This is a genomic window from Acidobacteriota bacterium (assembly GCA_003225175.1).
GTDB lineage: Bacteria > Acidobacteriota > Terriglobia > Terriglobales > Acidobacteriaceae > Gp1-AA112.
The window spans coordinates 117,946-131,260 of sequence record QIBA01000034.1 but is presented as its reverse complement, the minus strand read 5'-3'; the positions used below and the strand labels follow the sequence as shown (position 1 = coordinate 131,260).

General features: G+C 54.5%; 10 protein-coding genes, 1 tRNA gene and 3 pseudogenes (1 of these 14 cut by a window edge). 7 read left to right on the top strand and 7 right to left on the bottom strand.

Annotated features, from left to right (window positions below; translation table 11 throughout):
• The 3 genes from DMG62_05835 to DMG62_05825 all read left to right on the top strand — a co-directional run.
• A partial coding sequence (locus DMG62_05835; GenBank protein ID PYY23962.1) for an efflux RND transporter periplasmic adaptor subunit occupies positions 1 to 1,139 on the top strand: 1,139 nt, incomplete at its 5' end.
• Between the two features lie 2 nt (positions 1,140 to 1,141).
• On the top strand, positions 1,142 to 4,324 hold the full coding sequence (locus DMG62_05830) for an AcrB/AcrD/AcrF family protein (GenBank protein PYY23961.1): 3,183 nt from the start codon (positions 1,142 to 1,144) through the stop codon (positions 4,322 to 4,324).
• Between the two features lie 10 nt (positions 4,325 to 4,334).
• Positions 4,335 to 5,012, top strand: a complete 678-nt coding sequence (locus DMG62_05825) for a hypothetical protein (GenBank protein PYY23960.1) — start codon at positions 4,335 to 4,337, stop codon at positions 5,010 to 5,012.
• 9 nt (positions 5,013 to 5,021) lie between these two features.
• Here DMG62_05825 and DMG62_05820 read toward each other — a convergent pair whose 3' ends face one another.
• Positions 5,022 to 6,950: a M13 family peptidase gene (locus DMG62_05820; protein PYY24031.1), complete on the bottom strand. Its 1,929-nt coding sequence runs from the start codon at positions 6,948 to 6,950 to the stop codon at positions 5,022 to 5,024.
• A gap of 225 nt (positions 6,951 to 7,175) precedes the next feature.
• Positions 7,176 to 7,649 carry a hypothetical protein gene (locus DMG62_05815; protein PYY23959.1) on the bottom strand — a complete coding sequence of 158 codons (474 nt, stop codon included), beginning with the start codon at positions 7,647 to 7,649 and terminating at the stop codon, positions 7,176 to 7,178.
• 158 nt (positions 7,650 to 7,807) lie between these two features.
• Here DMG62_05815 and DMG62_05810 point away from each other — a divergent pair, with 158 nt between their 5' ends.
• The 3 genes from DMG62_05810 (at position 7,808) to DMG62_05800 (ending at position 9,416) form a co-directional block, all read left to right on the top strand.
• Entirely contained in the window at positions 7,808 to 8,713 is a 906-nt protein-coding gene (locus tag DMG62_05810) for a hypothetical protein (GenBank protein PYY24030.1), read from the top strand.
• 110 nt (positions 8,714 to 8,823) lie between these two features.
• A tRNA-Pro gene (locus DMG62_05805) sits at positions 8,824 to 8,900 on the top strand.
• A gap of 219 nt (positions 8,901 to 9,119) precedes the next feature.
• Complete coding sequence (locus DMG62_05800) at positions 9,120 to 9,416, top strand: hypothetical protein (protein ID PYY23958.1); 297 nt, start codon at positions 9,120 to 9,122, stop codon at positions 9,414 to 9,416.
• On the opposite strand, the pseudogene DMG62_05795 reads toward DMG62_05800, so the two are convergent.
• The 5 genes and pseudogenes from DMG62_05795 to DMG62_05775 form a co-directional block, all read right to left on the bottom strand.
• Positions 9,384 to 9,677, bottom strand: a pseudogene (locus tag DMG62_05795) (recombinase family protein). The gene DMG62_05800 and the pseudogene DMG62_05795 overlap by 33 nt on opposite strands.
• A gap of 198 nt (positions 9,678 to 9,875) precedes the next feature.
• Positions 9,876 to 10,334: pseudogene (locus DMG62_05790) on the bottom strand (recombinase family protein).
• Positions 10,331 to 10,510 carry a hypothetical protein gene (locus tag DMG62_05785; GenBank protein PYY23957.1) on the bottom strand — a complete coding sequence of 60 codons (180 nt, stop codon included), beginning with the start codon at positions 10,508 to 10,510 and terminating at the stop codon, positions 10,331 to 10,333. The pseudogene DMG62_05790 and the gene DMG62_05785 overlap by 4 nt, the downstream one beginning before the upstream one ends.
• 327 nt (positions 10,511 to 10,837) lie before the next feature.
• Positions 10,838 to 11,041 carry a hypothetical protein gene (locus DMG62_05780; protein ID PYY23956.1) on the bottom strand — a complete coding sequence of 68 codons (204 nt, stop codon included), beginning with the start codon at positions 11,039 to 11,041 and terminating at the stop codon, positions 10,838 to 10,840.
• A 74-nt stretch (positions 11,042 to 11,115) separates the two neighbouring features.
• Positions 11,116 to 12,033, bottom strand: coding sequence for a hypothetical protein (locus DMG62_05775; protein PYY23955.1), 918 nt, complete (start codon positions 12,031 to 12,033; stop codon positions 11,116 to 11,118).
• Positions 12,034 to 13,257: 1,224 nt separating this feature from the next.
• Here DMG62_05775 and DMG62_05770 point away from each other — a divergent pair.
• A pseudogene (locus tag DMG62_05770) lies at positions 13,258 to 13,315 on the top strand (hypothetical protein); it runs 596 nt beyond the window's last position.

Sequence of the window (13,315 nt, the reverse complement as noted above, 5' to 3'; positions counted from 1 at the left end):
CGCTGCTCTTTCCCATCAATCAGGCAACGATCACTCCCAAGATCGCCGCCCCCGTGTTGAAGACGTACGTAACCCGCGGATCGAAGGTTCATCGGGGACAGTTGCTGGTAGAGCTCGAGAATAAGGATCTCGCAGCAGCCGCTGAGGAAGGTCGTGGAAGTCTGGAGCAGGCTCAGGCGCAGACGGATATTGCGACGAAAAATTCCATACCTGAGGAATTGCAGAAAGCTGAGACGGATACGCGAGCGGCAAAAGAGAATCTGGATGCCCAGCAGAAGCTTTTCGACAGCCGCCAGAACCTGTTCAATCAAGGTGCGATCCCGCGAAAGGATCTCGATGCCGCAGCAGTCGCTTTGGTTCAGGCTCGGGCCCAGTTCGAGCAGGCGCAGAAGCACCTCGATGGACTGAAAGCCGGAGGAAATCAGAACGCAATCAAATCGGCCCGCGCGCAACTCGTCGCTGCAGAGGGCAAGCAAAAGGGGGCGGAGGCACAGCTTCAGTATTCGCAGATTCGGAGCCCGATTGAGGGCGTCGTCACTGACGGACCGCTGTATCCGGGAATGCAGCCCCAGGCAGGTGCGTCGCTGATCACTGTGATGAACCTATCGCAAATGATCGCAAAGGCGCACATTCCGCAGAGCCAGGCTGCATTATTGAAGAAGGGCGACGATGCAAGCGTCAAGATGGCGGGCGTTGAAGACGAAATCAAAGGCAAAGTCATTCTCGTCAGCCCCGCCCTCGATCCCGGCAGCACAACCGTCGAAGTCTGGGTTCAAGCTGCCAATCCCCAGGGCGTGCTGAAAGCCGGATCGTCGGCATCGCTGGCGATGGTCGCACGTACCGTTCCCGATGCCCTGATCGTTCCAGCTGAAGCATTAGTGACCGATGAGGAAGGAAAGAAGTCGGTCATGGTCATCGGCAGTGACGGTATCGCCCAAAAACGGGAAGTCGAAACCGGCGTGCAAACCAGCAACTCGGTGCAGATCGTCAGCGGAGTCAAGCCCGGAGAGCAGGTAGTGAGCACCGGCGCCTACGGTCTGCCAGACAAGACCAAAGTGAAGATCGAGGCCCCAGCCGCTCCCGGCAAAGAAGGCGGTGATCAAGGAAAAGACAAAGGCGAAGGCGGGAGCGAGCCGTAAGCATGGCGACGAAGATCACGCCAATCGACGAAGCTCCTCGCGCTGCGGTTCCGCTACCCGACTACTGGTTCTCGCGTTTTTCGAAGCCGCTCATCTTTTTAATCATCGCGCTGGCGATCATGGGAGTGTATCTCGCATTTACGATCCCTGTCGCCGTTTTCCCAGAAGTGAACTTCCCGCGCATCATCATTGGTATCGACAATGGCGTGATGCCTATCGATCAGATGATGGTCACGATTACCCGACCGCTAGAAGACGCGGTGAACAGCGTTCCCGGACTGCAGCGCGTGAATTCAATTACGAGCCGCGGTTCTGCGGAGATCGATCTCTTCTTCAACTGGAGCGTCGACATGGTCCAGACGTTGCAGTTGGTGAACTCCGCCGTAGCACAGGTGCAAACCTCGCTGCCGAACACGGCAAAGATCGATACACACCGCCTTACCTTCGCCAGCTTTCCCATTTTGGGTTACAGCCTCACATCAGATTCGGTTCCGCAAACGCAGCTTTGGGAACTTGCCACTTACACACTAAAGCCACAGATCAACCGGCTGGATGGCGTTGCGACGGTTCTGGTGCAAGGCGGCGAAGAGCCGGAGTATCTGATCACGCCGAATCCTTCCAAGCTATTGAGCGCCAATGTCACGGTTCAGGACATACTCACTGCAGTCGCCAAAACCAATACCGTTGACTCTCCCGGCCTTATTCAGGAGAGCCATCAACTCGTGTTAGGCCTGGTGAACGGGCAAGTGCGAAGCCCTGAGCAGCTCGGCGAAATCGTCATCAAGATCAACAACGCTGGAATTCCAATTCACATTGCGGACGTAGCGACCGTGAGCAACGGTACGAGACCGAAATACACTGTCGTGACTGCAAACGGCAAGCCTGCAGTGTTGCTGTCGATTAATCGCCAGCCGGACAGTAATACCGTGAATGTGGCCGATGAAGTGAACGCAAAGGTTGTCGAGCTTAGGAAGTCGCTTCCTCCAGGCATCAAGTTCGAACCCTACTACGATCAGTCTGGGCTGGTGCGCGATTCGATCAAGAGCGTGCGCGATGCCATTCTTATTGGTCTGGCACTCGCCTCGATTGTCATCGTCGCATTCCTGCGCGACTGGGGCAGTTCAGCAGTCGCAGGAATGGTGATTCCGATTACGATCGTGATCACTTTTGTAGTGCTGAAGGCGCTTGGGGAAAGCTTCAATCTAATGACACTCGGCGGACTGGCCGCCGCGGTTGGTCTAGTCATCGATGATGCCATCGTCGTCATTGAGAATATCGTTTTGCATCGCGATCTAGGACAGGGAACGTTTCAGGCGATCTACAGCGCGCTGAGAGAAGTCACACCACCCCTGATCGGCTCGACTGTCACTCCTATCGTCGTGTTTCTGCCGCTGATTGCGATTCACGGTGTCTATGGAACATTCTTTCGTGCGTTAGCAATCACCATGGGCGTCTCTCTCTTCACCTCGCTTGCGCTGGCACTTACCTGGACTCCGAATCTGAGCCAGTACTTTGTTCGTCGAAAGGTCAAACATGAAATCGATGAAGTGGTCTCGGAAAATTGGAGCGAGCGCGAGCGCCTCGAACACATGATCGAAGCTGAGGAGGCGTCATATGGTAGGCGCTTCCGGGCAGTCGTGGACTTTTACGAGCGCTGGTTGCGACGCGCTCTAGAACGACCGCTGCTGCTCGCGGCCTTGAGTGTCGTGCTGATCGTTGCTTCCTACCTCTGTTATAGAGCTCTCGGCACTGGACTCCTACCTGCGATGGACGAAGGCGGCTTCATCGTCGACTACATCATGCCTCCGGGAAGTTCATTGGCAGAAACTAACCGGGTGATCAGCCACGTTGAGCGGATGATCCGTTCTGAGCCGGACGTTCAAAGCACTTCCCGCCGCACGGGCTTGCAACTTGGATTGGCGGCGGTGACCGAGGCGAATAGCGGCGACATTTCCGTGAAGCTTAAGCCAAACCATGAAAAATCTTCCGAGGAAGTAATTGCCGATCTGCGCGAGAAAATCAAGCAGCAGGAGCCGGAGTTGGATACTGAATTTCCACAACTGCTGCAGGACATGATTGGCGATCTCACCAGCGCTCCTGAGCCAGTTGTGATCAAGCTCTTTTCCAACGATTCCGAGCTCCTTGCCAAAGTGGGACCACAAGTGGCAGATGCCATTTCGAAAATTAAGGGAGTGGTCGACGTTCAGAATGGCATTGAGAACACTACGAGCGGGCCAGCTGTGAATTACCAGATCGATCCACCCACGACTGCCCGTGCAGGATTCACTCCAGACGAAGTGGCAATCGACGCTGCGGCAATTCTGGAAGGGGAGCCTGCGGCAACTCCCGTCGTGGTGAATGATCGCGCCTACACGGTGCGCGTCCGTTTTCCGGATGCGAATCGCACCAACATCGAGGCGATGAACAACACCTTATTAGTAAGCTCTGCTGGCCGGACTGGAACTCTCGGGTCGCTGGCGACTGTTACGCAGATACCGGGGCAGATGGAGATTCGGCGCGAGAACCTTCAGCGTGACCTGCAAGTGACGGCCAGACTCGAAGGAGTAGATTTGGGCACCGGCATGGCCAAAGTGCAGAATGAAATTGCCAAGCTGAAGCTGCCTGCATCTATCCGAATCGAGTATGGAGGGCAATACGCAGACCAGCAGCAGACATTCCGCGATCTTCTGTTCGTGTTCGTCATGGCTCTGGCATTCGTGTTTGCAGTCTTGCTGTTCGAGTTCCGCAGCTTCTCGGCGCCCGCTGCCATTCTTTCTTCCGCGCTTCTCTCGACCGCCGGAGTCTTCCTGGCACTGTTTATCACGAGGACTGACTTCAGCGTTTCCGCGTTCATGGGACTCATCATGGTGATCGGTATTGTGGCCAAGAACGGAATCCTGCTGCTCGATGCTGAACACGAATTCCGACGCGCGGGTTTTGAGCCAGAAGATGCGATGATGCGCGCCGGCCGACGACGTTTGCGCCCAATCGCAATGACTGCCATAGCGGCCGTGGCGGGCATGCTGCCTCTTGCCTTTGCACTGGGCGCCGGATCAGAAATGCTTCAGCCGCTCGCCATTGCGGTCGTCGGTGGCATCCTCATTTCTATGGTGCTATCCCTTCTCGTCACACCTGCCGTGCACTTCTATCTCACCGGAAGAAGAGAAGAAGCGGCAACACGATAAGCTTGAGAGCATGCCCATCGAAGTGGTGTTCTTCGACGTAGGCAACACCCTGCTGTTTCCCGATCACGAAAAGACACTAGCTCCATTGTGGAGGCGTGGAATTCGTCCGACTGATGCCCAGCTCTTCGCTGCGGAACGCGTGGCGCGTCAGGAGATGGACCTTTTTGTTTCACAAACTCGGAAGGTCGATCAGCAGTATTGGGAGACTTACTACGCACATCTGCTGCGCACGCTGAACATCAGCGACATTTCTTTGCGACTGGAGTTAGTGAACCTCGTTCGAACCTCATCCAACTGGAGTCGAATGCATCCCGGGACGACAGAGGTGCTTGAGTCGATGCGAAGGAAGTATCGACTCGGTGTGATTTCGAATTCCGATGGGCACATGGCGGAACGGCTTGCGTCTGTCGGTTTGGGCGAATACTTCGAGCATGTGATCGATTCCGGCAGCCTAGGATACGAGAAGCCCTCGCCCAAAATATTTCAAGCGGCACTCGCTGCGATGCAAGTTGCGGCGGATCGGGCTCTTTATCTCGGCGATATCTACTCAATCGATTATCTTGGAGCGCAACACGTTGGCATGCACGCGATGCTCATGGACGTCGCGGGAGTTTACCCGACCAGGAATTTGCCAAGAATTGAGTCGCTTGACCGATTGCGAGACGCGATTTCAGGGTCTTACTGCTAGCCGCAGCTTTCACCATACTCTACATATTTGATCCGACGGCTTCGTCATGGGCTGGCCAGCCTTACAGGAGAACGACTCCGTGAAGTTCGGCATGTTCACAACGACGCCATTAATTCGGTACCTGGCAGGCGAGTGTGGATCAGTGAGAGCGCGCAGGCGTGCATCTTCGGGACGAGTGTTCTCGCATGCCCACTGTGCAAAGCCGACAAAAAACCTCTGATCAGGACTCAGGTCATCTGCCGGTTGGAGGTTCTTGTCCTTGGTTGCGTCTTTCCACGCGATGTATGCAAGAATCTCGCCCCCAAGATCGGCAACGTCTTCGCCCAGCGTGAGCTTGCCATTGATATGCACATCATCGACAACTACATACTTTGAGTATTGGTCTTCGATGCACTGCGTCCGCTGCGTAAACTTCTCGGCGTCTTCCTTCGTCCACCAGTCGCGCAGGTTACCCTTGGCGTCGTATTTGCGACCTTGATCATCGAAGCCGTGGGTTAACTCGTGTCCGATTGTGCCCCCGGTATTTCCGTAATTGGGAGCGTCGTCCATCTTGGCGTCGTAGAGCGGCGGCTGCAACACTCCGGCGGGAAAGTTGATGTCGTTCATGGCCGGATTGTAATAAGCATTTACGGTTGGTGGCGTCATGCCCCATTCGGCGTGATCGACCGGCTGCCCGATCTTATTGATGCGTCGGTGCGACTCAAACAAGTTGGCGTTGCGAATGTTGCCGACAAAGTCTGTTGCTGAGATTTTCACCGAACTGTAGTCGCGCCACTTGTCGGGATATCCGATCTTGTTGCGCATGCTTTGCAGCTTTAACATCGCCTGCCGCTTTGTTTCAGGACTCATCCAGTCGAGCTGCTGAATGCGCTGCCCCATCGCGTCTTCGATGCGACGAACCATATCCAGCGTGCTGGCCTTGAGCTCGGGAGAAAACACCTTCTGCACATAAGCCTGCCCCAAGGCTTCGCCGAGGTCATCATTCACGTACTGAACGCATCTTTTCCATCGAGGCTGTTGCTCTTTTGCGCCTCGCAGGTACTGGCGATAGAAGGCGAAGTTTTCGTCTACGAATGGCTGCGAAAGATAAGGCGAATAGGCGTTTGCGATGTGGAAGCGGAGATAGTTCTTCCAGTTGCCGAGTGGCTCGTTTCCCAACTCGGAGTTGAGAGCTTTGAAGAACGGCGGTGCGGTCACGTTCAGAATTTCGAACGGAGGCGTGCTTGCTGTCTTGAAGAATACCGGCCAATCGAAGTTAGGAGCTAGCGCCTGCAGGTCAGCCACTTTCATCTTGTTCTTGCGTTTGTAGGGATCGCGACGCTCCACGCGTGTGAGCGACGCTTCAGCTAACCCCGTTTCCATGCGCATCACGTCCTGCGCTTCTGCTTTCGCCTTGTCTGGCAAATCGCCGAGAAGCTCGAATAGTTTTTGCACGTGCTGCACGTAACGCTCGCGCGTTTCTTTCGATTTCGGATCATCCTTCGTGTAATAGTCACGATCAGGCAGTCCCAGACCGCCCTGATTGATACCGGCGATTTGCTGTTCGGAGTTATCGGGATCCTGAATCGAAGATGATGCAAACATCGTTGTGCCCGCTGCTTCGAGCTGCAAGCTAGCTACAAGAGCAGCCAGACCGTGCACGGACTTCAACGCAGCAATCGCATCCAGCTCCGGTTTGATCGCCTGAAGGCCGCGCTTGTTCACAGCCGCTTCGTCCATACAACCGGAGTAGTAGTCGCCAATCTTCTGAGCCACGGCGTCTCGCTGTTTGGTTCTGGCCGCTTCCTCAAGAATGCCGCGCAGGAAGACGAGATTGTCCTGATACAGCTTGCCGTATACGCCCCATGAAGTTTGGTCTGGAGGAATTGGATTCTTCTTCTGCCAGCCGCCGCACGAGTACTGATAAAAATCTTGGCAGGGATCGATAGCTTTATCCATCGACGTGAGATCCAGGCTCGGCGAATAGGGCAATGTAGGCTCAGCAGAAGAACCATTCTGTTGTTGGCCGAGCGCCAGGTTCGCGCTTGCAATCAAAACAGCTAAAGAAATCACACGCAGGACTGAAATGGAGAAGGTTGTCAAGAGTGTCTGCTCCAGAAAGTGAACGCAAGAGTAACAGAAAAGCAATAATTGCCTGCACTGATTATGCGAGCAGAGAAAAGGTCAACTGGCTAGTACAACACTAATGTCATCCCACACCAGCCAATGCCGATTCAGATCACCGGCGCCATGCTTTGTATAGAAGCGCCGGGCGGCTGTGTTCGCCGGATCGACATCTACGCAAATCCGTCGTGCTCCGTGCTCAGCAAACCACTCAGCCAGTCGCCGAAGGAGTTCCAGCGCGACTCCGCTCCCTCTCCTGCTGGGAATCACGTTAATCCACTCCAATTCCCCGTCGCAGTCATTCCGGCGCGTGAGGTGCCCAGCGACGAAGCCGACCATGAAATTAGTCTGCACTGCAACAAACACGACACGCTGTTTCAGGCCATGCTGCGGGTGGAATTTACAATCCATGTAGCCGTCAATTCGATTTCTCCAGTAATTCTCTTCGCCCCATTCCAGCGAACGCAGGCGTGCCATAGCGGGAATGTCGGACTTGCAAGCCTGTCTGTAGGCGATCGCACTCATGGAACTCATTATTGCCTAAGGCTCGGATTCCGCCATCATGATCCAGCGCGACGTGCTCTGCCTGAAAGAGCGGATATCGGCTTAGCAGGAGCTACTCCCGTATGAATCCTTCAGAGCCCTCAATCATCAAATTCATGCGCTTCGGATTTATGGAAAGAGGAAAAACTATGTCACTCCGTCCGGTCAAACAGATTATTCAAACCACGCCCACGATCGAAGGCGCCGGCGTAAAACTGCAACGCGCTTTCGGCTTTGGTAAGACCAAGGAGTTCGATCCTTTCCTGCTGTTTGACGATTTTCGCAACGAGAATCCCGCGGACTATCTCGCGGGTTTCCCGTGGCATCCGCATCGCGGTATCGAGACCATTACCTATGTTCTCGCTGGTTCTGTAGAACACGGTGACAGTCTCGGCAACAAGGGCAAAATGACAGCAGGCGACGTTCAATGGATGACTGCCGGCAGCGGAATTCTCCATCAGGAGATGCCCAAGGGAGACACGCAGGGCCGCATGCATGGTTTCCAGCTTTGGGCCAATTTGCCTTCATCGCTCAAGATGACCGATCCGAGGTACCAAGATATTCCCTCAACCGCCATTCCTGAACTCATGGAAGACGATGGCGCACGTGTACGCGTGATCTGCGGAGAATTCGGCGGCAAGCGCGGACCAGTGGAAGGTGTAGCTGCTGATCCGAACTATCTCGATATTTCTGTTGCACCCAACCAGCGCAAGCGGCTCAAGGTCGAAACCACGCGCAATGCGTTCGCTTATGTGTTCGTCGGCTCCGGCACATTTCGGGATGCTTCAACTCCACGCGCTGTTCTTACTGAGTCTGGAGTCGATCCGAACGCGACTCCTATGTACGACGTCAAGAATCACTCGCTCATTCTCTTCGATCGAGGCGACGAGATCGTGGTTCAGGCGGGCGACGAAGGTATCCGCTTCCTTCTCGTATCCGGCAAGCCAATCTCGGAACCCGTAGCGTGGTACGGTCCGATTGTCATGAACACACAAGAGGAGATTCGCCAAGCCATCGGCGAATTGCATACTGGAGCTTTCATTAAGCACCGCTGAAACATTGCAGAGGGGCACAGGAAGGAAGAAGGCCCGGCGGTCTCCTACCTGCTATACTCTGATCAGCGGATTCGCTATTTTTTCGCGATTTTCCTGCCACTTAGACAAGTCGGGGAGTGGCTCAGCCTGGTAGAGCACCTGGTTCGGGACCAGGGGGTCGGAGGTTCAAATCCTCTCTCCCCGACCATTCTTCATTTTTTACTCTTTCAAAGATCAGATCGAACGGCTTTCTGTATGTAGGCGTGAGGTTTAGGCCGTCGGTCGTGCAGTTCAAAAGCACAGATTTGAGCAGTTGGCCGCGTTCGGCGTGATTCCGCGTAAAGTACAGAGAATAAGCACGATTCGCGAGTTCTAAAGTTCGCTGTGCCGTGAGGACGTTTGCGGCGGAAACGGGCGTTTCGAGCCGGTGCAGAGCGGCTTCGAGCTCTATCTCCTGCTCATGCCAGTCGCGCATCTTGCGCGTCCACATCTGTTTATCGAGTTTTCCGTCCAGCTTGTCCTCGTACGCCTGATCCATACGGGTGCGCAATGTTGCGAGTCGCTGTTGCGCGCTTGTGATTTGAGCAGCACGTTGAGCTTCTGCACGGCCCTGGTCTGCGCTCATAGAGTTCACAATCGCAGTAACAACATGCTCGGGAATATAAATGTCCTTCAGAATGCTGCCGAGCTGGTCAGACAGTTTCGATTCAGGAGTGTACGGTAGATCGCACTTTCCGCGTCCGTACGAACAGCGGTAATAAACGTATTTTCCTTTGTGCAACTCCGTCGTGACCGTGCAACCGTCGTGTGCGCACGAGAGTAGGCCAGCAAATGCAAAGTGATGCTTCCGCAGCTTGCCTTTGTGTCGGCCAGTGAAAACGTTCTGCACGCGCTGGAATAACGCCGCATTGACGATGGGCTCGTGAACGCCTTTGTACTCGATTCCTTGCCAGCAGAAGAACCCAAGATAGAACCGGTTCTTCAGCATCTTCTCTAGATAAGAACGCGGAACAAGGAAGCCGGTTTCTGATCGCGTTGCCTTCCGCAATGATGTGAGAGAGTGTGTCCCCGAAGCGTACAGTTCAAATATGCGCTTCACCGCCGGCGCTTTTTTGGGATCTACATCGATCCCGCGCATTAAACGATTGTTGCTGTATCCGAACGGCGCGTGACCCGGGTAGATACCTTGCTCAGCTTTCTCGCGCATTCCTTTTTTCACTTCTTCGCGAAGGTTCTCCGAGTAGAACTTCGCCACCGCCACATGAACGTCATGCGTGAAGCGGACTTGGGAACGCGAATCTTTCCCAATCACGGTGCTCTCTTTTACGAGATGAATCTCGATATCGCGTTCCTGCTCCATTTGCTCCACTCGAAGCGCATCCGTCCGGTTTCGGTACAGCCGATCAGTCTTCTCCACCAACACCACACGGCACTGCTCATCAGTTTCGAGGAACCTGAGCATGTTGCCGAATTCCCGCCGTCCTGGGTTCTTGGCGGATTCAACATCAACGAATTCCCGAACGACTTTCAATCCGCGCTGGCGCGCATACTCCTGTAACAGCTTCAGTTGTGCGGGGATCGAATATCCCTCGCGCTCCTGCTCTCGACTGGAAACTCGAGCGTAAATCACTGCGGTATTCATACTGTTCTCTTTCTAGGAGTCGCCTTACGCATGCGCTTTTCTTTCCGCCACCGCGCGGCGGCGGCCAGCTTGGCGATTTCTGACCGCCGTTCCGGCGCGATTACTGCTAATCGCTTCTTTCCGCCGATGCTCCCTTGGTGACGGAACATCTCCCTGATTTCATCCGGCAGCTTCATGAGATGCTTGCAGGATATGCTTAGGGGGATAGAAGATCAAGCGTTGGAGATTCAAGCAGATGAGGTTTGTCTTCTTCCTCATTACGCGCCACCGAGTTCGCCGCACAAGGATTCAATCTGTCGCTAGAGTCCTCCTCAGTTGCTGTATACGCGCACTGGAGTGCTTTGAAGAGAGCTGTTGAGCCCCACCAGCATTCTTCTTTGGCAAGCGCGTGTATACAGCTTTTACAGAAGAGCACAACAGGGAAGCATCGTTGCATCCGTGGACTAACGCCGACAGTCGAGAGAATCAACGCCAGCGAATATTCTGCCGGTCTTGAGCAGCAACTACATGATTTTGCCATTGCGATTTGCCTCCAAATCCCATTTGTCGAGTGTTTTGAAGAAACTGATCAGCGCCGAGAGCGCACTCGCATCTAGAGCATCGGTCTCGGCAGTTACGAGTTGTTCCGCGCACATCGGTGCGCGACTGACGATTGAGCGGTCACCGCCGACGTCGGCGGTCGTTTGCAGTTTTCGCCTGCTCGCCACGAGTCCACTCCGCGATTGATTTCGGTTGTGGATTGGCAGCAATGGAAAGGAGAGAGTGGGTCAAAGGGAATGGGTTAAGGAGAATGGGTTAAGGGAAAGGAGTCCGCCCTGTGGCTGTCCCGTTTTGATTCTTGGTCGCGCAGTGGCGGGCTCTGCGCCCGCCACTGCGCTTGCTGTTCGTGTCTCTTGATTTTTCTGCGACGCACAAAAGTGGGTTGTTCCTGATCTTTGACAATCCAATCGTCAGCTTTCGGCCAAGTTAGCTCGGTGATGCTGGGCACGGGAGGTCTGACGCTGTAGGGTTTTATGTTCTCGACCAAGCTACCGAGTACAAGTTTTTGGATTGTACGGTTGGTTCGCAGCAGTCGCTGATAGGTGTAGGTGCGGCGCTTGTCCGCCGTTACAACCAGCAGATCCAGATCGTGCCGCAAGTGACGAAGCAAGGGCAGGTACTGCCGAATGAATAGCCGTAGCCTTCGCACTATGCCTGGTTGGGGTAGTTCGACGGCGGCAACTGTGATGCGACCGCTCGGGAACCAGAGAACGAAATGCTCGCGCACATAGGGCTTGCCGTTGCGCTGCGGCAGAACGCTCAATGGGCAGCCCGCATTTTCAAATGTCATGATTTTTTCTTCATGGTCGAAGACGAAATGCGCCGGCCAGGAGTGTGCTTCGAGATAGAAATGCACGCCCAACAGGCGGGCTTCCACGGTCGTCAGAGAATGTCGTCGGCGGCTGCTGGAATCCGGTCCGTGCAGGCGAGTCGCCGACTTAGTGACCTGATAGACGATCGGATACTTCGTCACGCGCCGCAGAAATCCGAGCCGCTGCAGCATCCTCAAACGCGCCCGAACCCGTTTACCAGACTCTCTAACCCCGATGCCCTCCGCCTGAAGCGCCGTGCAATAGCCGCCAAGGTGGACGAGCCGCGTCAAGAAGTCCTGTGAGACCTCATCTAGCAAAGCCTCGCGCTTCGCGAACGATCCTGTCATGCAGATTCACTCCAATTTCGATTTTGGTGTGGGTTATCTGAACCGGTTTGGCTTTTGGGGATCGGAGGGAAAAACTCGTTGGGATGTGACGGAGTGTTTCGGGCGAAGGCTGTCGGCTTCGGTTTTGGCTCAGATTGCCCGTACGCAGGTCTGTCAACCAGCTGCCGGGCAAAAAAGCCTTCTACATATACTAATGCACATCAATTCGGGAAAATCGAGCGCGTCTAAGGTGAAAAAATCTGAAAAAATGTCGCCTTAGAAAAATCTACATAGCTCCTGCTCGATTCGTGGTATCCCTTCACTCTTACTAATGGCCATCGAATCCGGGAAAATGGTCGCCCTTTTTGGAAAGAATTTTTGTCTCGTTGCCGACCGACGCTGATCTACCCGAGTTTGGCAGTGAGCACCCCTATATCTCCTAATGCCAACGAGTCGGGAAAAACGACCGCCTTGTCCAAAAAAGTTTGTCAGTCTGTAATCGTCCACCCGTTCGAGTCAGTTATCAGAAATGAGATACTGCCTCTATTCCTCCTAATTGCACATCGACTCCGTAAAAATGGTCGCGTTCTCGGCAAAAAATTTTGTCTTAGAACGTCTACATACGAATTGACGTGAGTCTGTCGAACGAAACTTGCACCCCTCCTGCCTATCGGCGCCAGCGGAACAGAGGCGGGCCAAAGCATTGGCCGCGCCGCGAGCCACATGACCGTGAATCGGGGAGCTAAGCCTGCTCCCCGATTGGCGGACAGAGGTACCTCCACGAGGAGGTACCGGTAACGGGAAGGGTATAAGGGAAATTTGTGCCTCCCCGTTTGCGGCAAATCTCGGCAGAGATTTGCCGCCTTCGAATCCATGTGGTCATCGACCCTTCGGCTGCCGCGGCAACGCCGCCGCAGCGGAAGGGTGTTGTAACCTGCCCTAAGACTCGGAACACTCGCAAACCCTTTTGTTCGCCACTCGAAAGTCTCTGACTAGCCAATCGTGAACAAGCGGCAACGCAATATTCCCCGCTCTTCCGATCGGCAGCTGCGCGAGCCCTCTATATCTCCTAATTGCACATCCAGTCGGGAAACAGGGTCGCTCACAGTCGCAAAATTAAAGACTGACTCCCGGGCTCGACTCATCGCTTGTAAAAATGCTCTCTACCCTTACTAAATGGCCATCGAGTTGGGAAAAATCCGTGCCTAACGCGAAATTTTTCTGTGGAATTCTTTTTTCTAGCCGATGTTTTGCTCTGCCTGGGGTTCGACCACATCACTATTCGCGCGCCTCTTCTTCGACT

Coding starts and splice junctions, on each gene's coding strand:
- DMG62_05785 (PYY23957.1), bottom strand. CDS start 10,510: ATGAAGCTGCCGGATGAAATCAGGGAGATGTTCCGTCACCAAGGGAGC.
- DMG62_05775 (PYY23955.1), bottom strand. CDS start 12,033: ATGACAGGATCGTTCGCGAAGCGCGAGGCTTTGCTAGATGAGGTCTCA.
- DMG62_05810 (PYY24030.1), top strand. CDS start 7,808: ATGTCACTCCGTCCGGTCAAACAGATTATTCAAACCACGCCCACGATC.
- DMG62_05820 (PYY24031.1), bottom strand. CDS start 6,950: ATGGATAAAGCTATCGATCCCTGCCAAGATTTTTATCAGTACTCGTGC.
- DMG62_05825 (PYY23960.1), top strand. CDS start 4,335: ATGCCCATCGAAGTGGTGTTCTTCGACGTAGGCAACACCCTGCTGTTT.
- DMG62_05815 (PYY23959.1), bottom strand. CDS start 7,649: ATGAGTTCCATGAGTGCGATCGCCTACAGACAGGCTTGCAAGTCCGAC.
- DMG62_05830 (PYY23961.1), top strand. CDS start 1,142: ATGGCGACGAAGATCACGCCAATCGACGAAGCTCCTCGCGCTGCGGTT.